The sequence below is a fragment of the Duganella guangzhouensis genome (assembly GCF_009674535.1).
GTDB lineage: Bacteria > Pseudomonadota > Gammaproteobacteria > Burkholderiales > Burkholderiaceae_D > Rugamonas > Rugamonas guangzhouensis.
In genome coordinates, this window is sequence record NZ_WKJK01000002.1 from 472,148 (window position 1) to 496,010 (window position 23,863).

The 23,863-nt window shown below is 62.6% G+C and carries 19 protein-coding genes; 5 read left to right on the top strand and 14 right to left on the bottom strand.

Annotated elements, in window-relative coordinates:
* Window positions 1-11: 11 nt before the first annotated feature.
* Both GJ699_RS05320 and GJ699_RS05325 read right to left on the bottom strand, forming a co-directional pair.
* Window positions 12-1,586: a sensor domain-containing diguanylate cyclase gene (locus tag GJ699_RS05320; RefSeq protein WP_154373800.1), complete on the bottom strand. Its 1,575-nt coding sequence runs from the start codon at window positions 1,584-1,586 to the stop codon at window positions 12-14.
* Window positions 1,587-1,672: 86 nt separating this feature from the next.
* Window positions 1,673-3,388: a methyl-accepting chemotaxis protein gene (locus GJ699_RS05325; protein ID WP_308495502.1), complete on the bottom strand. Its 1,716-nt coding sequence runs from the start codon at window positions 3,386-3,388 to the stop codon at window positions 1,673-1,675.
* A gap of 244 nt (window positions 3,389-3,632) precedes the next feature.
* Here GJ699_RS05325 and GJ699_RS05330 point away from each other — a divergent pair, with 244 nt between their 5' ends.
* Window positions 3,633-4,871 (top strand): MFS transporter, encoded by a 1,239-nt coding sequence (locus tag GJ699_RS05330; protein WP_154373804.1) that lies wholly within the window; start codon window positions 3,633-3,635, stop codon window positions 4,869-4,871.
* Between the two features lie 274 nt (window positions 4,872-5,145).
* Here the strand turns inward: GJ699_RS05330 and GJ699_RS05335 are convergent, their stop codons facing one another.
* The gene (locus tag GJ699_RS05335) at window positions 5,146-5,631 is read right to left on the bottom strand and encodes an IQM protein middle domain-containing protein (RefSeq protein WP_154373806.1); all 486 of its coding nucleotides are present in this window, start codon (window positions 5,629-5,631) and stop codon (window positions 5,146-5,148) included.
* Window positions 5,632-5,854: 223 nt separating this feature from the next.
* Here GJ699_RS05335 and GJ699_RS05340 point away from each other — a divergent pair, with 223 nt between their 5' ends.
* Window positions 5,855-7,474 carry a diguanylate cyclase domain-containing protein gene (locus GJ699_RS05340; protein ID WP_154373808.1) on the top strand — a complete coding sequence of 540 codons (1,620 nt, stop codon included), beginning with the start codon at window positions 5,855-5,857 and terminating at the stop codon, window positions 7,472-7,474.
* Between the two features lie 12 nt (window positions 7,475-7,486).
* Here GJ699_RS05340 and GJ699_RS05345 read toward each other — a convergent pair whose 3' ends face one another.
* The 8 genes from GJ699_RS05345 to GJ699_RS05380 all read right to left on the bottom strand — a co-directional run bounded on the left by GJ699_RS05345 (window position 7,487) and on the right by GJ699_RS05380 (window position 17,991).
* Window positions 7,487-9,190 carry a subtype B tannase gene (locus GJ699_RS05345; protein WP_229261949.1) on the bottom strand — a complete coding sequence of 568 codons (1,704 nt, stop codon included), beginning with the start codon at window positions 9,188-9,190 and terminating at the stop codon, window positions 7,487-7,489.
* Window positions 9,191-9,327: 137 nt separating this feature from the next.
* Window positions 9,328-10,347: a glycoside hydrolase family 53 protein gene (locus tag GJ699_RS05350; protein ID WP_229261950.1), complete on the bottom strand. Its 1,020-nt coding sequence runs from the start codon at window positions 10,345-10,347 to the stop codon at window positions 9,328-9,330.
* A 75-nt stretch (window positions 10,348-10,422) separates the two neighbouring features.
* The gene (locus tag GJ699_RS05355; RefSeq protein ID WP_154373812.1) at window positions 10,423-11,946 is read right to left on the bottom strand and encodes an HAL/PAL/TAL family ammonia-lyase; all 1,524 of its coding nucleotides are present in this window, start codon (window positions 11,944-11,946) and stop codon (window positions 10,423-10,425) included.
* Window positions 11,943-12,683 carry an ABC transporter permease gene (locus tag GJ699_RS05360; RefSeq protein ID WP_154373814.1) on the bottom strand — a complete coding sequence of 247 codons (741 nt, stop codon included), beginning with the start codon at window positions 12,681-12,683 and terminating at the stop codon, window positions 11,943-11,945. The genes GJ699_RS05355 and GJ699_RS05360 overlap by 4 nt, the downstream gene beginning before the upstream one ends.
* Complete coding sequence (locus GJ699_RS05365; RefSeq protein ID WP_154373816.1) at window positions 12,680-13,663, bottom strand: ABC transporter ATP-binding protein; 984 nt, start codon at window positions 13,661-13,663, stop codon at window positions 12,680-12,682. The genes GJ699_RS05360 and GJ699_RS05365 overlap by 4 nt, the downstream gene beginning before the upstream one ends.
* Window positions 13,660-14,808 (bottom strand): ABC transporter permease, encoded by a 1,149-nt coding sequence (locus tag GJ699_RS05370; RefSeq protein ID WP_154373818.1) that lies wholly within the window; start codon window positions 14,806-14,808, stop codon window positions 13,660-13,662. The genes GJ699_RS05365 and GJ699_RS05370 overlap by 4 nt, the downstream gene beginning before the upstream one ends.
* Window positions 14,805-15,737 carry a glycine betaine ABC transporter substrate-binding protein gene (locus tag GJ699_RS05375; RefSeq protein WP_154373820.1) on the bottom strand — a complete coding sequence of 311 codons (933 nt, stop codon included), beginning with the start codon at window positions 15,735-15,737 and terminating at the stop codon, window positions 14,805-14,807. Before GJ699_RS05375 ends, GJ699_RS05370 begins: the two co-directional genes overlap by 4 nt.
* Before the next feature lies 1 nt (window position 15,738).
* A complete protein-coding gene (locus tag GJ699_RS05380; protein WP_154373822.1) occupies window positions 15,739-17,991 on the bottom strand; it encodes a TonB-dependent receptor in 2,253 nt (750 codons plus the stop codon).
* 141 nt (window positions 17,992-18,132) lie between these two features.
* Between GJ699_RS05380 and GJ699_RS05385 the strand changes: the two genes are divergently transcribed.
* Together GJ699_RS05385 and GJ699_RS05390 are read left to right on the top strand one after the other, a co-directional pair.
* Window positions 18,133-18,987: an ion transporter gene (locus tag GJ699_RS05385; RefSeq protein WP_154373824.1), complete on the top strand. Its 855-nt coding sequence runs from the start codon at window positions 18,133-18,135 to the stop codon at window positions 18,985-18,987.
* 244 nt (window positions 18,988-19,231) lie between these two features.
* Entirely contained in the window at window positions 19,232-19,567 is a 336-nt protein-coding gene (locus GJ699_RS05390) for a helix-turn-helix domain-containing protein (protein ID WP_154373826.1), read from the top strand.
* A 6-nt stretch (window positions 19,568-19,573) separates the two neighbouring features.
* On the opposite strand, the gene GJ699_RS05395 is transcribed toward GJ699_RS05390, so the two are convergent.
* Together GJ699_RS05395 and GJ699_RS05400 are read right to left on the bottom strand one after the other, a co-directional pair.
* The gene (locus tag GJ699_RS05395) at window positions 19,574-20,557 is read right to left on the bottom strand and encodes an MBL fold metallo-hydrolase (protein ID WP_154373828.1); all 984 of its coding nucleotides are present in this window, start codon (window positions 20,555-20,557) and stop codon (window positions 19,574-19,576) included.
* Window positions 20,558-20,620: 63 nt separating this feature from the next.
* Window positions 20,621-21,613, bottom strand: coding sequence for an alcohol dehydrogenase catalytic domain-containing protein (locus tag GJ699_RS05400; RefSeq protein WP_154373830.1), 993 nt, complete (start codon window positions 21,611-21,613; stop codon window positions 20,621-20,623).
* Window positions 21,614-21,723: 110 nt separating this feature from the next.
* On the opposite strand from GJ699_RS05400, the gene GJ699_RS05405 reads away from it, so the two are divergent.
* Window positions 21,724-22,656, top strand: a complete 933-nt coding sequence (locus GJ699_RS05405; RefSeq protein WP_154373832.1) for a LysR family transcriptional regulator — start codon at window positions 21,724-21,726, stop codon at window positions 22,654-22,656.
* On the opposite strand, the gene GJ699_RS05410 is transcribed toward GJ699_RS05405, so the two are convergent.
* Window positions 22,648-23,856: a sensor histidine kinase gene (locus GJ699_RS05410; RefSeq protein ID WP_154373834.1), complete on the bottom strand. Its 1,209-nt coding sequence runs from the start codon at window positions 23,854-23,856 to the stop codon at window positions 22,648-22,650. The genes GJ699_RS05405 and GJ699_RS05410 overlap by 9 nt on opposite strands.
* Between the last annotated feature and the right edge of the window lie 7 nt (window positions 23,857-23,863).

A 23,863-nucleotide genomic window follows, 5' to 3' on the forward strand; every position in this document is an offset into this window, starting at 1 on the left:
CGACCTGACCGTCAACGGTCAGGCAGCACTGCGGCGCCGGGCCGACCACCGGACCGGCGCGCCGCCTTGGCCTGATACATGGCTTGATCGGCCGCCTCCAGCAAACGCTCCAAATCGTCCCCATGTTGCGGATACAGCGCCACGCCGATGCTGGCGCCCGCGCGCAACTGCAGCTCGCCGATGCGATACGGCTGCGCCATCACCCCGTCCAGCTTGTCGACCACGCGCGCGGTTTCCGCCTCGCCCGCATCCACCAGCACCACCGCAAACTCATCGCCGCCCAGCCGTGCCGCCATGTCGGCCTTGCGCAGCTGCGAGGTCAGGCGCGCCGACGCCTCGATCAACAACTGATCCCCCACCGCGTGGCCATGCGTATCGTTGATGGTCTTGAAGTGATCCAGGTCGAGGTATAGCACCGCCAGCGTGCCCTGGCTGCGCTGGCTGATGGCCAGTTGGCGCGCCAGGAAATCGCCGAACATCACGCGGTTGGCGAGACCGGTCAACCCATCGTGGCTGGCCTGGTGCTGGGTCCGCTGCAACATCTCCGAAGCCTTGACCAGCGCCGCCGCCACTTCGTCCGATTCGCGCACGCCATACGATACCGGCACGACACGTTCGCCCGCGCCCAGCGCCAGCGCCGGCGCGATCAGCCCGTGCATCGAGCGGCGGATGCGGGTGCCGATCTTCCACGCGATCAACAGCCCGGCGCCCAGCAGGCCGATGGTGACCAACACCAACGACCACAGCTTGCGCCACATCTCATCCTTCAGGTTCGCCAGCGGAATGCCGATCGCCACCGTCCAGCCGGAGTTGGCGGCGCGCGCCATCACCGCCAGAATCGGCTTGCCATCCAGTGTTTCGGTTTCAAATGCGCTTTCGCTCTGCTGGCGCATGCGTTCGCGCACTTGCGGCAGCGCCTGTGTACCGACGAAGCGCTGCATGTCGACGGTGCGCGCGACGATCCGGCCGCCACGGTCGATGATGCTGGTGACCCAATGTTCAGGATAATGCTGCTGGTGCAGAATAGTGCCGAAGCGCTCGACCGCGATGGTGGCGGTCAGCGCGTACCAGGTCCCATTGCGCGCGGTGACCGGAATGCCGACCGCCACCATCTGGCGCTGTGCCACCGGGCCAACGAACAGGCTGGAAATAAAGGTGCGGTCTTGTTCGCGCAGAAAGCGCAGCGAGGCGGAGCCGGCTTCGCGCGGCAGCGGCACGCCCCATGGGCGGAAGGTGTTCACCAGTTGCTGGCCGTCGGCATTCTCCAGCACCAGGTTAAAAATATTCTGCCGCGCGCTCAGTTGGCGGGCTTGCGCATCGAACGCTTGCAGGTCGCCCCGGCTCAGATGGGGCGAGGTCGCAATGCCGACCAGCGCCGACTCGACGATCGCCAGTTCCTTGTCCACCTCCATCGCGTTGGCATGGGCGGTCGCCAAGGCACTGCGAATGAAGTTATCGTAGGTCAGCCGATAATCGTAGTTAATCAGCAGCACCGCCAGCAACGCCGCTGGCAGGATGCAGGCCAGCACCAGCAACATGAGTTTGGAACGTATCGATGGTGCGTATTCCAATTTCCTGCGCGGCATGCTGGTCCTGATCGAGGTTGCTGAACTTTATTCAATTTTACAATAAAGTAACCTCTTGCCAACTAGTCGGGGCGGTGTCGAAGGGCTTAGAACTCTTCCCACTCGTTGTCGGCCGGCTTGCCGGCAGATTTGGCGGCCGGCTTGGCCGCCGTCTTCAATGCTGGACGGCGCAATGGTTCGGCTGGTGCCGCCACCGCGCGCGCTGCCGGCTTGGCCACAGGCTTGGTGGCGGGCTTGCGCGGCGCCGCGCTGCGGCTTGCGACGTTGCTGCCTTCGACCTGGAATACCGCCACCATCTCGGCCAGCTTGGCGGCCTGTTCCTGCATCGCTTGCGAGGCGGCGGCGGCCTGTTCCACCAGCGCCGCGTTCTGCTGCGTCACGGTATCCATCTCGGCCACCGCCTGGTTGATCTGCTCGATGCCGATTTCCTGCTCGCGGCCGGCTTCGCTGATCTCACCGATGATGTCGGTCACACGGCGCACGCTGGTGACGATCTCGTGCATCGTGGTGCCGGCTTCGTTGACCAGCGCGCTGCCGCTGCCCACCTTGTCCACCGAATCGGTAATCAGCGCCTTGATGTCCTTGGCCGCCGCCGCCGAACGTTGCGCCAGCGTCCGCACCTCGGACGCCACCACCGCAAAGCCTCGGCCCTGCTCGCCGGCGCGGGCGGCTTCCACCGCCGCGTTCAGCGCCAGGATATTGGTCTGGAAGGCGATGCCGTCGATCACGCCAATGATGTCGGCAATTTTGTCCGACGATTCGGTAATCGAGCCCATGGTGTCGATCACGCGCGTCACCAGCTCGCCGCCCTTGATCGCGATTTCGGACGCCGAGCTGGCCAGCGTATTGGCCTGCCGCGCATTGTCGCTGTTCTGCTTCACGGTCGAGGTCAGCTCTTCCAGCGAGGATGCGGTTTCCTCCAGGCTGGCGGCCTGCTGCTCGGTGCGGCGCGACAGGTCCAGATTGCCGGCCGCGATTTCGCTGCTGGCGGTGGCGATCGCATCGCTGCCCTCGCGCACGCTGCGCACGGTGCCGGCCAGCCGTTCCTGCATCTGCTCCAGCCCTTCCATCATCGCGCCCATTTCATCCTTGCGGCCGCGCTCGATGTGGTTGGAGAGATTGCCCTGCGCCATGGCCTGGAAGTGCGACAGCGTCTGGTTCAGCGGCTGCATCACCGCGCGCAGCAACAGCAGGCCTGACACCACCGCCACCACGATGCCGATCACAATCGCCACCACTGACAACAGCATATTGCGTTCATACGCCGCCTGGCTGGCTTCGTATTGGGCCTGGGTGGCCTTCAATTGGTAGGTCGACAGCTTTTCCGAACTGTCGGTGTACAGCCGGAACAGACGCGTGATCTCGCTCAGCATCAGGCGATCGACCTCCGGCTTGTTCTTGTCGTTGAGTGCCTTGATGGCGTTTTGCAGACCGTCGTTGACCAGCGCCTTGCGCTGCGCCTCCACCTGGTCGGCCAGTGCTTTTTCGCCATCGCCGAACGGCAGCGCCAGATAGCTCTTCCAGTACTTCTCATTGCCGTCGATGAAATCTTGCGTTCTCTTTAAAGTTTCCTGCGCATTGGCGGCGTCCGGGCTCAGCGCCACGCGGTCCAGCGACAGGCGGGCGCGGTCAATCTGGATCTGCGCCTCGTAAATCGCCTTCATCGACACCATGGAATTGCTGTACACATCCTTCAGTACAGCGTTGGTTGTTTGCAACGCGAAAATGCCGCGTACACCGATAAAGATAATGAGGATGCCCAACAGGGCCATGGTGCCGATGAGCCGGGTACGAATAGTCAAGTTAGCGAACATGATGGAATAAGGGGCTAAAAGTGGAGTTCGAACACACGGCGGGGCTGGGGCCGTTCGAATCTGCCAGGCAGCGGGGGCTGGCAGCGATAGGTTGAAATTCAGCTTAACTGAATTATTTCCTTATAACAAGAAGTTCATGCATCTTAAAAATCCCAGCGAAACTGCGATTTGTCTAGAGACGCGCGGCTGGCCATCCACTATGCTGCCCGGATAGCAACCACAAAAGATTTCAATGGAGACAATTCGCGAACGCCGCTGGCTGGTCGTCGTGCTGCTGGCGCTGGGCCTGATGATTTCCTTTGTCGACCGCACCAGCCTGTCGTCGGCGCTGGCGGACCGGGCCTTCATCCGCGAATTCGGCTTGAACAGCATCGAGCGCGGCTGGCTGAATTCGGCGTTCTTCTGGTCGTACGGCCTGGTGCAAATGCCGATGGGCTGGCTGGTCGACCGTTACGGCGTCAAGTGGCCATACACCATCTGCTTCACGCTGTGGTGCGGCGCGGCGGCGGCCACCGGCATGGTTGGCACGCTGTGGGCGCTGATCCTGATGCGCTTGCTGATCGGCGTGGCCGAGGGCGTGGTGGTGCCAGCCACCTACCGCTACCTGGCCAACAACTTTGCCGAAAGCGAGAAAGGCACGGCGCTGGGCATCTTCTCCATCGGCGGCAAGATGGGGCCGGCGCTGGGTGCGCCGATCGGCGCCTGGATCATCGTCCACCACTCGTGGCAGGCGATGTTCATCGCCACCGGCCTGGCCGGGCTGGTGTGGTTGTGGCCGTGGCTGACGCAGGTGAAGAACGACTTCCCCAGCCAGCAGGAACTGGCCGAACGGGTGCAGCGCGCGGCATCGGTGCCGCTGCGGAATCTGCTGGCCAGTCCGGTGGTGTGGGGCGGCCTGCTGAACAACTTCTGCTACGCCTATTTCAATTTCTACTGCATGACCTGGATGCCGGCCTATCTGGTCGAACAGCGCGGACTGTCGCTGGAAAAATCCGGGCTGTACACCTTCTTCAGCTTTGCCGGCATTGCCGTGGTGGCCGCATTGGCGGGCTGGGCGGCGGACCGCCTGATCGCGCGCGGCCGCGACGCGGTGATGGTGCGCAAAACCTTCATCGTGGCCGGTTTCATTGGCGCCACCACCGTGCTGCTGGGGGCGTATGCGCAGACGCTTGAAATGGCCTTGTTCTGGAATGTCGCCTCGCTCTCGCTGCTGGGGCTGGTCACCGCCAACAACCTCGCACTGTGCAAGCTGACGCTGATTCCCAAGCCGGCGGTGGGCCTGAACACCGGACTGCAGCAAGTGGCGACCAGTCTGGCGGGCGGCGTCTCGGCCAGCCTGTCCGGCTGGTTGCTGCACACCAGCGGCAGCTACGAAACGCCGATGAAAGCCATCTTCATCTTCCTGCTGCTGGGCGCCGCCAGCACCATCATCCTGTTCCGCCGCCAATGGGCACCCAAGATCAGTGGCTAGCATGGCAACCTGGCCAGGGTCCGATGCAAGTGCGAGAACGCTCGGCGCAACGTCAGATTGGAATGCGGCTGCGGCAAAAGTCGTTCGATCTCAATGTCGGGATGCAGCTCCAGAAACTGCAAGGCACGCCGGGTTTCGCTGATGGTAAAGGGGTAGATTGTTTGGTACCAAACAATCTTGAATAATTTATGCCTCTCCAGCACGCTCTCAGGGTCGGCAGAAAACTGCATCGCATACTCAAGCGCTGTAACGACAGCGCGCCAGGACGGATTTCTCACGACTGAAAATCTCCATCAAAGTTTTCTACATCAGGACATTCAATTCCCATCGAGCGCAAGTATTCGCAAAACTGGCGCAGTTGAAGGGTAGATGGCAAATAGTGACCGCTTCTATTGTTAAGATAAATGAGCATGCCACTAAGCACGTCGATTTCACCGGCACAGGCTACCGGCGCGCCTGCAACGAATGATGAGTGATGAAATCTGTAGTACTGATGAACACCAGAGCAGTAAAGGTTTCCCATCGCATCCAATACATAAATTGCGTGCCCCATCGCGTCGCTGCCCAATCCCCCATTGGAAGTATCCAACTGCGTTCCGGTCACATCCCACAACAACCCACCTGCAATGCGGATACGGTACTGTAACCGCTCTATCGCATCAAGATAGCGAACCGGCCCATTTCCAGCGTGCCACTGAGCGCGGTCGTCAAACTGCTCGCCTTGATATAGTTGGATCAATTTCGAGGTAATTAGTTCCATTTTGGAGCCCAATCCAAACATCCCGACGTGGAAAAAGTCAGGATGGGCGGGCGCTGGGGAGCCGCACTTGAGGCCGCGCAAGAGTGTGCTGACAACACAGCCCAATGCATCAAAATTTCCACTTTGCCATGGGGATTTCCGGCTCGCCGTCGCAGGCGGGCGCGTGCCTGTTAATGGCTGCGCTATACTGGGTCATGATGGCCTTGCATGTCCGGGAGACAGCATGCGGCGTTTCTCCAGTTTTTTCTACAGCTTCAAATTCAAGATCACGGCGCTGGTCATTACGCTGGTGCTGTTTGCTGGTATCGGCGCCGGCGGTATTTCGCTGCTGATCGCGGAAGCCGAATTGCGCGAGGTTATCGCGCGCCAGGAGTTGTCGCTGTTGACCGGCGCCGCCGCTTTCATCGACAACGATATCCAGAACAAGCGCAATCTGCTGAAAGTGGTGGCGGAGGAAATCAACGGCCGCCAGCTGTCGCTGTCACAAATCCAGACCATGCTGGAAGCGCATGAAACCCTGCGCGACACCTTCTTCAACGTCAACGCCTTCGACCGCGCCGGCAACCTGGTGGCCAATCTGCACGACCGTCGCCTCAAACAAGTCAACATCGTCGCCCGCCCCTATTTCCAGCAAACCCTGCAACTGCACGAGGGCGTGATCTCGGCACCGCTGCGCAGCGCCATTTCCGGCCAACCGGTGGTGGTGCTGACCCAGCCGCTGCTGGATGCCAACGGCAATATCATTGGCATCCTGGTCGGCGCGATGGAACTGCTGCGGCCATCATTCTCGGCACAGCTCGACGCGCTGCGCCAAGGCGCCGATGGCTATCTGTTCATCGTCACCAGCAAAGGTGTGATGGTGCACCACCCGGACAAAAAGCGCATTCTGGAACAGGGCGACGATAGCGAGGGCAGCCTGCTGGAAGCCGCGCTGCTACCGGACGACGGTTGGGAAGACGGCGTGCTCGACGACGGCGTGCCAGTGCTGCTGGTGCACAAGCGCCTGCGCGAAGTGGACTGGACCATCGCCCTATCCTACCCGGTGCGTAGCGCGTTTTCTTCGATGCTGAGCGTGCGGCTGCGCGCGCTGCTGGGAGCGATGCTGGTGACCTTCTGCGCCGGCCTGTTCGGCTGGCTGATCACCAAGCAGTTGCTGCGGCCGCTGCGCCGCCTGCACCAGCACGTGGAAGACATCAGCGCCGGCCGCGCCGACATCAACGTGTTCGACATCGTCCGCCGCGACGAGTTCGGCCACCTGAGCCGCGCCTTCTACGGCCTGTCGCAACGGCGCGCCCAGGCCGAGCTGGAACTGCAACAGCTGGCCAGCACCGACGTGCTGACCAGCCTTCACAATCGCCGCATGTTCGACGCCTTCCTGCCGCTCGCGCTGGCGCGTGCCGGCCGCGCCGGCCAGCCGATGGCGCTGGCGATACTGGACGTCGACCACTTCAAGGAAATCAACGATACGCTGGGCCACGCGGCGGGCGATCAGGTGCTGGTTGAGTTCGCGCGCCGCCTGAAGGACGCGGTGCGCAACACCGACACCGTGGCGCGGCTGGCGGGCGACGAGTTCGTCATCGTGTTTGAGCAGTTGGCGTCGAATATGGAGATGGATGTGCTGGGCAAAAAAATCCTGCAAGCGATGCAGCCGCCGTTCCTGATCGGCGGCGTGCCGCGCCAGGTCACCAGCAGCATCGGCATCGCCATCACGGTCGATGCCGACACCAACAGCGAAGAGATGATGCGCGCCGCCGACCAGGCGCTGTACCGCGTCAAGGCGGCGGGACGCAACAGCTTTTCGATACACACCGTCGGCACCGCGATGGTGCTGCGCGCGCGCTGACGGTGATCCTGCTTACAGCCCTTTGGCGGTGGCCGCGTTAAGGGTCTTGGCGATCCACGCCATCGCTTCCGGCACGTCGTAGTTGCCGGCGTGCGGCTGGTTCCAGGCCAGGCGATAATTCAGGTCCGACACCTTGGAATCGGCGGCCAGCGCACGGCTCAGGTTGAGCGACACGGGGAACGCGGTATCGCGATCGCGCGTGCCATGACGCACGTACCAGTAAGGCGCGGTGCTGGCGTTGCCGATGTAAGCCATCGGGTTAATCAGCTTGATCTGCTTGACCAGCGGCGTGGTCGACAGCGCCGAGTACTGGGTCCACGAATAACCAGTGTCCAGATAACCGATGCCGTCGCCCGCGACATCGTTGTTATCCCAGCTGTACTCGGTAAAGTTGGAATACACCTGCGCGGTGGTGCCGAACATATTGGATTCGCCGCTGGACGCGGTGATGGTCAGCCCGGTCTGGTCGAACGCCGGCGTGTTCTTCAGCACCTTCTGGGTCGCGACGAACTTCAGGTACTTCTCCATATCCAGCGCCGTGACCTTCTTGGTCGAGTTGTCGATCGTGATCCAGTCATTAACGTAGCTGCTGACGACCGACGCCGAGCTGGCATCGAAGGTGAAGGTCTCGCCGTAGTTGGGGATCGTGCCGCCGGCGGCCAGATAAGTCTCGGCCGAGCGGATCACTTCCGCCTTGATGGCAGCCAGCATGGTGGTCGCGTCCAGCGTGGTGCCGCTGGACGTCTTCAGGCCCAGACCGGCCTGATAGGCGACAAACTTGGCCATCAGCGAACTGCTGCCGGTCGGGTTCGGATAGCTGCCCACCGTCGAGCGCGTACTGAGGATGTTGTACATCCATTCGTAGGCCAGGTCGGCGTTGCCCAGATCGGTGATCGGGCAGTAGGCGTTAATCGCCAGCACGTCGTCGCGCAGCGTGCTGGTGGCGCCATCCGACGTCACGCCGGCAGCGCCGATCGCGGCCAGGTAGGACAGGTAGTCGGTGCTGTTGCCCGAGGCGCCGATGATCGACGACAGGCCGCCACCACCGCTGGTGCCGTTGACCACGATGTGGTTGGCGTTGCCCGGCATGACGCTATCGTTCAGGCGCAGGTAACGGATCGCCGCCTTGGCGTCGACCACCGCCGCCGGTGCTTTGCCGGCGTAGGTGCCATCGGCCGCCGTCATGCCGCGGCCGCGCGTCGCCACGTCGATGTAGACATAGCCCGCCTTCAACGCAGCGCCAACGTTGCTGGTGCTGCTGTTGAAGGTGCCTCCATCGGCCACGCTGGCGGTGATGTAGCTCGACATCCAGCCGGCGTTGTTGACCGCGAAGTAGATCGCCGCGTCCTGGCTGGAAGCCACGCTCTCCGGCACGAAGATGTTCATGCTCTGATAGCCGCAGGCGGTGTTGCTGATGGTGGTGGTGCCCATCAAGCCACTCTGGGTCGCGGCCGCCGCGATCGGCTTGGCGACGTAGCACACCTCCTTGTACCAGCGTACCGGCGTCTTGACGCCGTCGATGGTGACGTTGATGGTGGTGTAGTTGGATTTGTCGAACGCCAGCGCGCTGTCGTAGGCGCCGGTGGTGGCCGTGGTTGTCGTAGTGGTGCTGGTCGAACTGCTGCTGGTGCTGCTGGTGGAACTGCTGCTGTTATTGTCCGAGCCGCAGGCGGCCAATGCCATCAGCACGCAAGTGCCGAGCAAGGTGCGTTTCATAGTTAAGTCTCCAGTGTAGTCAAATCCGGTTTATTTTTTCGCCGCTGGCCAGGCGGACTCGGTACCGAAATGTTGACTGGAGTATAGGCTTGCTCAATCCGCACACCATTGCCTTTCACAGCAGATGGTGTACGCTTTTACTTATCGCCCAATTTGACGCGAAACGCTTCCATTGCCTTGGTCGGACGGCCGTCGGCACCCCAGGCACTGAGCTCATAATGGCTCCAGCTGCGGGCTCCCTGCGGTTCCCAGTAAATCACACCCAACCCTTTTCCGCCCGGTACATCAGCCACTTTGCGTTGTACGGCGAGCAGCATGTCGTAGGTGTTTTGTGGTTCCGTGTCCACTCCCCCGACCTCCACCACCATCACTTCCTTGTCGTAGCGCGCCGCCATATCGTTCAAATTGGCGCCGAGATCACTTATCGACTCGCTATAGTCCGGGCGGCCGTCCAGCCAGAACGGATAGTAGGACATGCCGATCACGTCGTACTTCGCGCCGTACTTTTGGGCGTTGTCGAACCAGGTGCGGAACCAGGCATTGTCGTTGCCGCGATCCAGATGCAGCACCACTTTCGAGCTCGGGCTGACCGCCTTGATGGCGTCGTAGCCGCGATTGATCAGCTGCGCCAGTTGCGGCCAGTTGTCGGTGTGGCCCTCGGGGTAGATCATGCCGGTGCGGGTCTCGTTCCCGACTTGCACCCACTCGGGCGTGACGCCGGCCTGCTTCAGTGCCTGCATCACTTCGTGGGTGTAGTTGTAGACATCGTCCAGCAGTTGCGGGAAGTCGTGGCCCTCCCAGGCGGCCGGCTTGCGCTGCTGCTGCGGATCGGCCCAGCTGTCGCTGTAGTGGAAATCGATCATCACGCGCATGCCCCAGCGCTGCGCGCGCAAGGCCATCGCCACCGTCTCGTCCTTGCTATTGTGGCCGCTGGCGCGGTCATTGGACGGATGCACCCAGGTGCGCAGGCGGATGGTGTTGATGCCGTGATCCTTGAGGATGCGGAAGCAGTCCTCTTCCTTGCCGTCGCTGTCGTAGAACTTGTAGCCGGTGGCTTCCATCTGCGGCAGCCAGCCGATGTCCGCGCCCTTGGCGAATACCTCGGCGTGGGTGGGCGCGGCCACCGCCATCATCAGCGCAATCAGTAGTTTTTTCATGCCCGCCATGCTAGCCCAAAGGGCGGCCGCGCAGGCATGCGGAAACTGCGGCCAGCTATGCGCTTTCGATATGGATCACAGCACGATGCCCAGTTGCGTTTCGATGCGGCGCAGGCTGGCGTTGTCCTGGATGATGCGGGTGACGGCGGCGATGTCCGGCGCCAGGATGCGGTCTTCGCTGTACACCGCCACCTGCTCGCGCAGCAGTTGCAGCGCGGCGCGCGTGCCGGCCGCCAGTGCCGCCGGCGGATGGAAGGACAGCGCCTGACCGGCGGTCAGATATTCCAGCGCCAGAATGCGCTCACTGTTCTCGATCACCTGCAGCGCTTTCAGCGCGGCCGGCGTGGCCAGGCTCAGATGGTCTTCCTGCAGCGCGGAGGTGACGTAGTTATCGACCACCATCGGTTGCGACAGCACCTTGTTTTCCGCCACCAGCGAGGCCGCCACGTACTGCACGATCATCAGGCCGGAATTGACGCCGCTGTTCTCGACCAAAAACGCCGGCAGGCCGCTGACCAGCGGGTTCACCAACCGGTCGATGCGGCGCTCGGCGATGCCGCCCAATTCCGCCTGGGCGATGGTCAGCAGGTCGGCCGCAAACGCCAGCGACTGACCGTGGGGATTGGCTTGCGACAGCACGCGGTAGTTATCCGGCGTGCCGAGTACCAGCGGGTTGTCGGTGGCGGAAGCCAGTTCGATATTGACCTGCGCCGCCACATGCGCGCTCTGATCGCGGCTGGCGCCATGCACTTGCGGGATGGCGCGCAGGCTCAAGGCGTCCTGCAAGCGCGTGCCCTGCGCCGCCTGCAGCAGCGCGCTGCCGTCCAGCAGTGCGCGCAGGTTGCGGCCCACCGCCTGCGCGCCGGCGTGCGGCTTGAGCGACAGCGCGTCCGGATCGAAGGCCACGGTCTGGCCGCGCAGCGCTTCAAAGCTCATGGCGGCGACGATGTCGGCCCACTTTTGCAAGCGCTCGGCGCGCGCCAGCGCGATGCACAACAGGCCGGTCATGCAGGGCGTGCCGTTGACCAGGCTGAGGCCGTCCTTGGCGCCCAGCGGCAGCGCTTGCAGGCCGGCCGTCGCCAGCGCAGAGCGGGCATCCTGCTCGACGCCGTCGACACGCAACTGCCACAGGCCGGCCAGCGGCAAGCCGATATGCGCCATGTGCGTCAGATAGCCCACCGAGCCGCGTGCCGGCACCACTGGTATCAGCTGGTGGTTGAGCAGCGCTACCAGACCGTCCACCAGCGCCGGGCTGATGCCGGATTTGCCGTGGCTGTAGTTGGCCACCTGTGCGCACATGATGGCGCGCACCAGTTCATCGTCCAGCGAGGCGCCGACGCCGCAGGCGTGGCTTTTCAGGGTGTTGAGCGAGAGCGCGGACAGCGAGGCCGGTTCCAGTATCTCCTCACACAACGCGCCCAGGCCGGTGTTGATGCCGTAGGCGCGCACGCCGTCGGCCACCACGCGTTCGACGATGTGGCGCGCCGCCTGCAGGCGTTGTTGCGCAGCGGCGCCGAGGTGCAGTGTCGCGCCGCCGGCCACCTGGGCCACGGCGCGCCAGTCCAGCGTGTGTTCGTCCAGCGTGATGGCTGCGCTCATGTGCGCCACGGCGTCAGGCGACGCTGCAGCACGCGCATCGAGTAATCGCAACACAGGGCCAGCAAGGCCACGGCCAATGCGCCTTCCATCACTTGAGAGGCATTGTCGACCGCCAGACCGGAGACGATGGGCGTGCCGAGACTGACGCCGCCAGTCACCGGCGCCAGCGAGGCGGTGGCCACCGACAATATGAGACTAGTGCGCACGCCGGCCAGGATGCCGGGCAGCGCCAGTGGCAGCTCGACGCTGAACAGCTGCCGCCATGGTCCCATGCCGATGCCTTCGGCGGCGCGGCGCACGTCGGCGTCGATTTCGCGCCAGCCGGTGAGCGTGGCCTGCACGGTGGGCATCAACCCGTAGGTGAACAGGGCGATCATCATGGCCTGCGGGCCGAAGCCGATGATGGGGGTGACCAGGAATAGCACCGCGACCGGTGGCAGGGTTTGGCCTATGGTGGCGGTGTTGGCGATCAGCGGCAGCAACGGCTTGCCGGCGCGGCGCGTGGCCAGGATGGCGAGCGGGATGCCGATGCCGATCACGCCGGCCATCGCGGTCAGCACGATCAGCAGATGGTTCTGCGCGGTTTCCAGCAGCGAGATGCGTTCGTACAGGACCGGTTGATCGTAGCCGGCCAAAGGCGCCAGCAGCGCGCGCCACCAGTCTTCGCGACTGTACAGCAGCCATAGCGCGGGCCACAGCAGCAATGCCAGCACCGCCTCGAAGCGCGCCCGCGTCATGCCGCCAGCTCGTCGCGGGCGGCGGGCGATTCGGCCAGCGTGAGATCGACCAGCGTCACCAGGCCGGCGATGGCGCCGGTGGTATCGGTCACGGCCAGCAATGGCAGGCCGCCCAGCAGTTTGCTGAGCGCCGCGCGCGCGCCTGCATGCAGTGGCACGCTGTCCGCGCCGGCCGCCACGGCGGCGCTGGCGGCAGCCACACTGGCCGCATCAATCCGCACAAAATCCGCGACGCTATAACGCGCCAGCCGCTTCAGCACCGGCTCCTGACCAAAGAACCGCGCCACAAACTCATTCGCCGGATGCCGCAACATGGTGTCCGGGTCCGCATACTGCACCACCGCCCCATCCCGCAACAGGCAAATCTTGTCCGCCAGCCGTATCGCCTCATCGATATCGTGCGTAACGAACAGAATGGTCTTGCGCACATCGCGCTGAATCCGCAACAGCTCTTCCTGCAACTGCTCACGCGTAATCGGATCGACCGCACTGAATGGCTCATCCATCAACAGCAGCTGCGGATCCGCCGCCAACGCCCGCGCAATCCCCACCCGCTGCTGCTGCCCGCCGGACAACTGCCCCGGATACCGTCCGCCAAACCGCGCCGGGTCCAAGCGCACCAGCGCCAGCATCTCGTCCGCGCGTTGCAGACGCTTGGCCTTGTCCCAGCCCAGCAAGTGCGGCACCACCGCCACATTCTCGCGCACCGTCAAATGCGGGAACAAGCCCACATTCTGAATCACATAACCAATCGAGCGACGCAACAGCACCGGATCACTGGCCAGCGCATTTTTGCCGTCGATGATAATCTGCCCGCCATCCGGCTCCGTCATGCGGTTCACCGTGCGCAGCAAAGTCGACTTGCCGCAGCCCGAAGGCCCGATCAGCACCACCAGCTCACCGCGCGCAATCTCCAGATTGACCTGATTCAGCGCCGCCACGCCACCATAACGCTTGTCGATATTCCGCAAACTAATCATGCCGCCCTCCCCTTGGCCGTCAGCGCCCAGGCCAACAAACGCATCACCACATCCGCGCCGAGCGCCAACGCCACCACCGGCAAAGTCCCCAGCAACACCAGATCCGGCACCGCCTGCTCCGTGCCGCGCAACAGAAAATATCCCAGCCCGCCGGCATTCACCAGCACCGCCACCGTCGCCAGCCCGATCAACATCAGCATCGCGCCGCGCACGCCCTCGATGAAGAACGGCGCCGCCAACGGCAGCTCCACGCGCCAGAACATCTGCCAGCCACTCATGCCGACGCCGCGCGCCGCATCCAGCATCGCCGCCGGCACACCGGTCAGACCGGTGTGGGTATGCACCACAATCGGCCACAAGCCGTACAACACCATCGCCAGCAAGGCCGGCTTGATGCCCAGCCCCAGCAACGGCAACAACAAACCAAACAGCGCGATCGACGGAATCGTTTGCAGCAGACCGACAGCGCCCAGCAGCACCGTCTCAAACGCGCGCTTGCGCGCCGCCAGCAGACCAATCGCCGCCCCCAACACCATCGCTGGTGGCAGCGCCACCGCCACCAGCAGCAGATGACGCAGTAGTTCCTCATGAAACGTGGCAGCCGCAATCCGGTACTCCAGCACCACGCCCAGATGCTGATACGGCGCCAGCGACGCCAACACCGCCAGCACGGCAACCGGCAGCACCAGCCAGCGCGGCGCCTCCGCGTACAGCGCAAAGCCGGCGATATACACCGCCGCCAGCGTGCCCCAAGCACCTGTCGACAACGCGATACGCGACCAATCCTGCCCCGTCACCAGCGTGGATGCGCCCCAGGTCAGCGCCGCATAACTGGATGCCGCCGCCAAGGTCAACGCCAACGCCAATAACGGCGCGCGCACGCGGCCGCGCGCCAGCCAAACGGTCAGCGCCAGCAGCAGCCAACCACCCGCCGCCAACGCGCCCCAGTGCACGCCCAACGCCAGCAGCGAGAAAGGCTCGCCCTCCGGCGCCACGCGATTGGCGCGCAGCACCGCAAACGGCAACTGCTGCGACAACAAGCCCAGGGCCACCGCCGACAGCGCGATCGCGTTCGGCCGCGCGCCCGCTTGCGGCCAGCGCAGGCCAGCCTTGTCGGCCAGAGTCAAAGGAAGTACGGCACTCATTTGATGAATCCTTTCTGGCGCAGATATTGTTCCGCCACCTGCGCGCCTGGCAGGCCGCCGACCACGATCTGCGCGTTAAGCCGCGACAGCGTGGCCGTGTCCAGCGTGGCGAACACCGGATCGACAATGGCCGGAACGGCCGGATATTTTTTCAGCGCTGCGCTGCGGATGGTCAGCAGCGGTTGATAGATGTCGGCTGCAGCCCCGCCGTCGCACAGGCTCACCAGCCCAAGCGCGGACAACTGACCGTCGGTGCTGTACGACATGGCGGCATTGGCGCCACTGGTGCCGCGCGCGGCGGCCGATTCGGTTTGCGCGGTATTCCCGCCGGGGAGAATGATCAGCTGCGATGGTTTCAACTGAAAGCCATACGCATGCTCAAAGGCTTTCAAGCCATCGGCACGATCGACAAACTCCTGGCTCACCACCGCCTTGAATGGCTTGCCGGCGTTGATGTAGGCCGCCAGCTGCGCCAGCGTAGCGATGCGCTCCGCCGCTGCCAGCCGAGCCGGAATCGCAAAGCCGTAGGTGACATTGGCCGGCGCCGGCTGCAGCCAGACGATGCCGTTCTGCTGCAAATCCGCCGCCGCGCCAGCCGCGTGGCCACGCAGCGGATCGCGGAACGTGCCCGGTGCGAAGCGCACGTTCTTGATCAGATATGGCGCGTTGCCGGTGTATTCCGGATAGGCGTCGATCTCACCCGCCAGCAGCGCCTTGCGCACCACCTGGGTGGCGCCGGTGCCGCATTTTTCAATCACCGGGATGCCGTGCGCCTTCAGCGCGATGCTCACCAGAGGACACAACAGCGCGCCCTCGGTATCGATCTTGGAGCCGACCACGATAGCATCGGCCGCCGTGGCAGGCTGCGACGCTAGCCACATGACAGCCGCCAGCGCCGCGCTACGTTGCTTGCGCCAGCGGCCAGCCATATCAGAACCGCGCCTTGGCGCGCAGACCCACCGTGCGCGGACGGATCATGTACAGATTGTCGCCCGGCTGAATCGCGATGGTGTTGGTGGTGACATCACTGATCTTGGCGCCGTTGGTCAGGTTGGTACCGAACAGGCCAAATTCATACTTGCCGGTCTTGTACACGATGGTCGCGTTCAGCGTATTCGACGACGGAATGCGCGAGTAGCTGCCCTGCGACGCCGCGAAGTTGGTGTACGACTCGCCGCGATGCGCGAAGTTGGCCGACAGCGCGATCTCTTCGGCACCCGCCAGCGGAATGCTGTAGTTGGCGGTGATCACACCGGCAAACTTGGGCGAATACGGCACACGCGCATCGGCCGGGATGTTCTGCGCGGCGATGCCGGTGACGACGGTATCGACCGCATACGCATGGTTGTACGATGCACTCACGCCAATCGACGCCTGGCGCGACAGCTTGAACGCGCTCTCCAGCTCCACGCCTTCGCTGCGGATCTTGCCAGCGTTCTGCGTGAAGTAGTAGGTGCACGGCAGCTTGTCGAACACCTGCACGTCCTTCCAGTTGATCAGATAGGCGCTGGCGTTCAGCACCACACGGCGGTCCAGCAGCGTGTTCTTGGAGCCGACTTCAAAGTTCCACAGGCTGTCCGGCGAGAAGGTCGACGGCGCGTTCACACCGCAGAAGGCGTATGGCACCGGTTGATTATTGCCGCCGTAGCGGAAGCCCTTGCCGGCCGATGCGTACACAGTATGTTCCGGATCGATGCGGTAAGCCGCCGCGAAGCGCGGATTGGCGCCCTTAGAGGTCTCACTGCTGGTGCTGACTTCCGGCTGGCTACTCTGCGGCGCCGATGGCGTCGAGTTGACCAGATTGCCGAACAAGCCGCTGAACTTCAGATCGAAATCCTGCGTGCCTCGGAACAGACGCAGGCCGGCGGTCAGATCCAGCTTTTCCCACACGGTGTAGGTGGCTTCAGCAAACAGCGCGGCTTCGCGCGACTTGATGTTTTGCGTGCCGGAGAAGTAATCATCGGCGGTGAAGGCGTTGTCGTTCAGCTGCGAGTTATAGCCGGGGAAGCTGTGCGTCGCCGCGAAGCGCGCGTCGAAGCCTGGTGTCGGCTGGTCCTGGCGCAGATTGCGCTTGCCCGATTCGAAGAAAGCACCGGCGGTCCACTTCAGCGGGCCGCCCGGTTTCGACTGGAAGCGGAACTCCTGCGCGAAGTCCTTGATCTCATTGCCGATCACATAGGAAGAGGCGATCAGCGGCAGCTGGCCACTGAAGATGAAGGCCGTAGCTTTGTACTGGCCCGAATTCACGTAGCGCGTGTCGCGATCCAGATAAGAGCTGGACGACACGAAGTTGGCAAAGCCGGCGTCGTAATTCAGCGTCAGGTTATACAGCTGCAGATTGTCCTTGCTGGTCTGGTCGATCAGCGAATTGGTGGTGTACGGCGCCAGGCCGGAATAGGCGTCGTTGATGCCGCCCTTGACGTTGGAGGCGATCACGCTGGCGTCGATCAGCAGGTCCGGCGTGGCGCGCAAGCGCGCGGCGACGCGGCCCTGGTTGGTGGACACCGCATTGATGGTCTTGCCATTCACCTCGTTGCGCACGTAGCCCGAATCGTTGCCGGTGTAGCCGGTGATGCGCAGCGCCAGCGTGTCATCCTTGACCGGCACATTCACGGTGCCACGGAAGTTGTGGTTATTGCCGCCAAAGCCGGAGGTGCGCGAACCTACCGCCTCCACCGAACCAAAGAAATCGTTGAACTCGGGCTTCTGCGTAATCTGACGCACGGTGCCGGCCATGGAACCAGCGCCGAAGAGCGTCCCCTGCGGGCCTTGCAACACCTCGATGCGTTCCAGGTCCAGCACCTTCAGATCGGGATTGGAGGACTTCAGCGTGACCGGCATTTCATCGATATACACCGCCACCAGCGAAGCATCCTGCACCTCGGACGGCACGATGCCGCGCACCACCAGGCCGCGCATGGTGATGTTGTTGACGCCCGGCCCCTGCTCCTGCACCGTCATCGCGGGCACCAGGTTGGCGATGTCGCTCAGATTGCCCTGGCCGTATTTGGTCAGATTGTCGGGCTTGATGACCGTGATGGCGGCCGGCACCTGCTGCACATCCACCGCGCCGGTGCGGGTGGCGGTGACTTCCACCTTTTCAATCTTGTCGCTAGCGTTGTCCTGCGCATGCGCCACAGCCAGCGCACCGGCCGACAACACAGCAATCCACTGTTTGCTCATCTACGATCCCTTGGTTATTTTGATTGAAAAAAAGTATATACAACTTGAAAATCACTGAACACGAAGATAATCACGCTTATTTATATGAAAATGGCTTAAGGGGACGCCCTGTTGGCAAAGCTGCGGTTAAGATAAGCGCCCATGAATACCCCGCTCTCCACTGATCCGCACGACCGCCTCGGCAAGCCCGCCGGTGGTTGGCGCGCGCGACTTTACGCAATTATTTTTGAATCCGACACTGCCAAAGGAAGGGCTTTCGATCTGCTACTGATCGGCGCGATTCTGCTTAGCGTACTGGTGGTGGTGCTGGCCAGCGTGCAGCCGATCGCGCTGCACTACAGCGAAGAACTGGAGTGGGCCGAATGGTTCTTCACCATCCTGTTCACGATCGAGTACGTGGCGCGCTGCCTGTGCGTGCGGCGGCCGGCGCTGTATGCGCGCAGCTTCTTTGGCGTGATCGACCTGATGTCGATACTGCCGAATTATGTGGCGCTGTTTTTCCCGGCGGCGCACGTGGTGCTGGGCTTGCGCATTCTGCGCCTGCTGCGCATTTTCCGGATTCTGAAGCTGACGCTGTACATCCAGGAATACAGCATGCTCGGCGACGCACTGCTGGCCAGCCGGCGCAAGATCTTCGTGTTCCTGTCGGTGGTGTTCCTGATCGTGTTCCTGCTGGGGAGCGTGATGTACGTGGTGGAGGGGCCGGAGAACGGCTACACCAGCATCCCGGTGGCGGTGTACTGGGCCATCTCGACCATGACCACGGTCGGCTTTGGCGACCTGGTGCCGAAGACCGACACCGGCCGCACCATCGCCTCCTTCATGATGCTGCTGGGCTGGGGCATCCTGGCGGTCCCGACCGGCATCATCAGCTCCGAAATCAGCCACCGCCGCAGTCAGGGCGCCACCCCGCCGCGCATTTGCCCACACTGCCTGAGCGGCGGCCACGAACCCGACGCGCGCTATTGCAAGGATTGCGGCGGGGCGTTGTCTTAAACCACTAGCGCGCCCCAGCCCGAATGATCTCGCGCAAGTAACCCTGTGTTTGATCCAATGCCCCCAGCAAGGCCCGCTATCATGCCTCACCGTCACCCCACGCCATCTATTGCACCAAGTGCTATGGTAGACTCCCATGGTCCGCAAGCGCATATTCAAAACCAAGACTTTTGCACGCTGGGCAAAAAGACTTTTAACGGATTCAGCGTTGTACCAGGCATGACATCTGTTGATGGAGATGGGCATGAAAGTGAATCAGATTACTGAAAAACAAAGGGTGCTAAGCGAAATGCTGGAAACAGCGAGCGATCTTAATGCACATGGCTTACTGTCTAAAAACCAGTTGGCACAAATTAGCGCGCTCTGCGTTCCACCTCCTGACTATTCACCTGCCAGAGTACAGTCCATTCGTATCAAGAAAGCGAAAATGAGCCAGGCGACATTTGCTGCGTTTCTGAACGTCAGCGTATCGGCTGTTCAAAAATGGGAGTCGGCAAGTTCAGGAAAACGTCCCAGCGGTCCAGCAGCAAAGCTTTTGCAATTGATAGATAGCAGGGGCATAGAAGCTGTGTTGGTCTGATCACCATTAACGCCAGTGCAGGCGCATGCCCTGCTCCGGCAAGATGAATCGCACACCGAGGTCGTTGCCGTTCTCCAGTTCCGCCATGATTTGCTGCTGCGGTTGCACGCTGGTCAGCGAGTATTTGATGTGGCTGACCAGCACCGGCAAGCCGCGCAAGGCGTTGCCGCCGGCTTGACGGTCCAGCGTGCGCAGCGATTGCAGCAGCCACTTCGGCGTCAGATGGCCGAACAGTTGCTGGTCCGGGCGATCGTTGGCGTACGAGGTTTCAATGATAATGCCCTTAAGCTGCTTGCGCGCCACGCGCTCGGCCACGGCCGTCCAGACGTTCTGCAGGTTGGACACCTGCTGCACCTCGTCGGGGCCGGTATCTCCGAAGTACAGCACGGCGTCGTCGCCGCTCTCCAGCAGGAAGGCGGTGGACTCCACCGCGTCATGCCGCAGCGGGAAGGCGGTGACGCTCATGCGTGTGCCCTGCAGCGGCGTAGCAGCGGATGGCGTCAGACTGGTCATCGCGTATTTTTTCAACGCCGGCGCCGCGCCGTGATCGGCAAAGTTGGGCCAGGCCTTCCAGTTGAAGTAATTGGCCTCGATCTCGCGCAGCACCGAGGGCAGCCCGTACACCGGCTTGGCGCTGTCATCCGGCGAATCGACGATCAGGCCGGCAACGTGATCCAGATGCGCATGGCTGATCAGATAGCCCTTGATATCGTGCGTCAGCACATAGCCAGGCCGGCTGAGCGCAGCGCCGGGCGGCGGCAACACACCGTCCAGACCGCCCTTGCGCTCGGCCGCCAGCAGGCCGTTGACCAGCGTACCCGCATCGCACACCACCGCCGCTGGATCGCCATGCGGGTGCACCATGTACGCGCTGAGATTCCCTTCCTGCATACCGCCTAGCGCGCCCAGCACGACAATATCAAAGCCCTCGCCGGCATGCGCCAGCGTCGCAGTCACGGCAAGGACCGCTGCAATCCATTGTTTCTTCATCGTTATTCCACAGTCAATGTGCGCCGTTACTCTACCAGACCATGGCTCAGCGCGAATGCGTCTTTAAACGAGAATGGCTTTGCGGCCGTCAGGTGATGCATAGGCCATCGCTTCATCTATCTGCTGGTAGCTGAACTCCGCTCCCAGTCTGGTGGCGAAGGCGGGATGGTCGATGATGCCGGCCAGCGCATTCAGGGCGGCGATCAGCCGCTCGCGCTCGCGTACTGTCGCGCTTTCAAAATTACTAAAGCGGCGAATGGTCAGGTCGCGCTTCATCAGCTCCGCGGTGTGCAGCGTGACCGGCACGGCGCCGCCCAGGAAGCCGAAGCAGTAGACGGTGGCATGCATCGGCAGTACCGGTATCAGCCGGGTCAGCAACTCACCACCAACACCATCAAACACCGCCGTGGCACGCAGCTCGGCAGCCAGTTCGCCCAACTGTCCGGTGAAACCGTCGGTGGTGACGATCACATGCTCGAAGCCCTGGCTACGCAGGTTCGCGCCCGCCGCTTCGTCGCGCACGAGCAGAATGGTTGGTATGCGGCGCTGCCTGGCCAGGACCGCCAGCGCCAGGCCGGTGGCGGCATTCCCCGCCGTCACAATGATGCCTTGGTGACCCGCCGCCATCGCTTCCTCCAGAAAGGCGTAGGCCGTCATCGCGTTGACCAGCGAGCCGCAATAATCCTTGGCGCGCACATGATCCGGCAGAATCAGGCAACTGGTGAACGGCACCTCCGCCGTCTCGCACCACAGCCCCAGCGTGTGTGGCGTTCGGCCCAGCGAGCGGTAGATGGCCACCTGCTTGCCCGCATATTCGTCTGGCACGCCTTCCCCTACGGCAATCACTGTGCCGGCTCCCGAAGCGCCCCACACATCAAAGCGCGTAGTGCCCAGCGCGAGGCCGGCTGCGGCGGGCTGCTGCAAAAAGACCTTGTCGCCGTGATTGATGGCGGACGCCGCCATCCGCACCAGCAGATGATCGGGCGCCGGGTTGGCTGGCGCCGGGATATCGCGTGCTTCCAGGGTACGTTCAGGGGTGACGCAAATTGCTTTCATTTCAGTTCCTTGACGAGAGAGATGCGTCATCATAAGAAAGCCGATGGATTGACGAAACGCATGCCAGCGGCATACCATCAATTCCATTTCGGAATAAATGGAATCGGCACATGGATCGTCTGGATGCAATACGACTCTTCGTCCGCTTGGTGGAATGCGGCAGTTTTTCCGCCGTGGGGCGGGAGGAGGGCATAGGCCAGCCAGCGGTCAGCAAGCAGATCGCCGCGCTGGAACGGCAGCTCGGCGCGCAACTGGTGTTGCGCACCTCGCGCCAGGTGGCCATCACCGACGCCGGCCAGGCTTACTATGAGTCGGCCAAACGGCTGATGGATGAATTTGACGCGCTTGAATCCTCGGTCGGCGAGCGCCAGCATGCGCCGCGCGGCCTGATCCGGGTCAGCACCGCGCCGGCCCATGGCCGGCTGTGCATCACCCCGCTGCTGCCCGCGTTCCTGCGACAATATCCCTTGGTGCAGGTGGAGTTATCGGCCTCGGAGCGGCCGCTGGATCTGGTGGCCGACGGCATCGACGTCGCCATCCGCCATGGCCGCCTGCTGGATTCGTCGCTGACCGCACGCCAGTTGTCCGAGACCGAGCTGGTGCTGGTGGCCACACCGGACTACCTAGCACGCAAAGGCAGCCCCGCCCGCTGGTCCGACCTCGACCAGCACGATTGCATCGTGTTCGCGCACGAACGCCTGCGCCGTCCGTGGCAGTTGAAGGTCAACCGGCAGCGCACCGCCTACCTGCCGCAAGGCCCGTTGCTCACCGGCGATGCGGAGCATTTGCGCGCCGCCGTGCTCAACCATCTCGGCGTCGCACAGGCACCCGCCTGGCTGTTCACCGACGAGCTGCGCTCCGGGCAGGTGCAGGCGCTGCTGCCGGAGCTGCAATGCGAACGGCTGCCCATCAACCTGGTCTACCCCGCAGGCCGGCGCGTGCCGATGCGCGTGCGGGTGTTTATCGAGTTCCTGCTGGCTGCCGCCAAGGATGGCGCGTTTTCATCAGCAGGCGCAATCCAACACCTGCCTGCTTCAAAGTAAGCGGGTAGATTCCCGGCGCTCGACAAACGCGGCGGTGCGTGCGCGATAGGTGAATGTTGTCGCCGCGTCCGAGGACGCCACTTCCAGCGTTCCGCCATGCGACAACGCAATCTCCGAAGCGATGAACAGCCCCAGCCCTAATCCCTGGCTGGCATTACCTGTCGGCGACTGCCAGAACGGCTTGAACAGCTGTGCTTGAATCTCTTTAGGAATCGGCTGCCCGCTATTGGTGACGGATAGCTCAAAAATGCCGTTCGTTTCTTTCACGTTGACGAACACCGGTTCACTATCGCTCCCATGGACAATGGCATTTTTTAACAGGTTCGACAAAAGTTGCCCCAGGCGTGGCGCGTCGCAAAAGAGGGCCAGCCCTTGCGGGAAATTTGTGAGGATTTGACGCTGAGGATAAACGTTACGCAATTCGTCCACCGGGTGCTGGAGCAGCCGGTCCAAATTAGTCTCATGTCGCAAATTAAGCGAGATGCCGCCGCCCATGCGTCCCCTCGTGAAATCGGTGACGTCGTCCACCATCGACGCGATTCGCAGCACGCTCCTCTTCATGACATCCAGTAGCGGTGTGAGTGCCGCCGGAGCTTTCTGACGCAATATCTCCACGCCATTTGAAAGCGTGCTGAGCGGCGTCCTGATGTCATGGCCCAGCATGGCAATAAACTGTTCCCGAAGCTTGGACGCTTCTTTCTCATCGCTGAGCGCGGTCTTGGTGTCGCGCAGTACGACTTCGCTCGCAAGCTGGCGGCTAATCAATTCCGCGAACAGGATCAGCGTGTTTCGGGTGGCAAGGCGCGTCAGGTCCGCTTTCTCCGGGTCCAGCCCACACAAGGTGCCGAAGTACTCGCCGCTCGGGCGATATAACGGAATGGAAAAGTAGCTTTGAAAGCCGTACATCTGCGGCGTCCGATGATCGCAGTATTGCTCGCTGTCGCGCACCGAATCAATGATGATGGCCGCATTGGTTTCACGCACCTCATCGCAAAGTGTGGTCGCGACATCCAGCGGATCGCCCACCTTGAGTCCAAAATTTAGCTTATCCAACACGGCGCAGGAATGCCAGGAATTCGACGTCACGCGGGCAATGCACACGAAACGAAGGCCGGTGAGCTCTGTGACCGCCTCAAGTATCGTTGGTACGGAACTGATCTTCTCGATGACGGCGATGTCGTTGTCTAATGTAAGCTTCATCCTATCC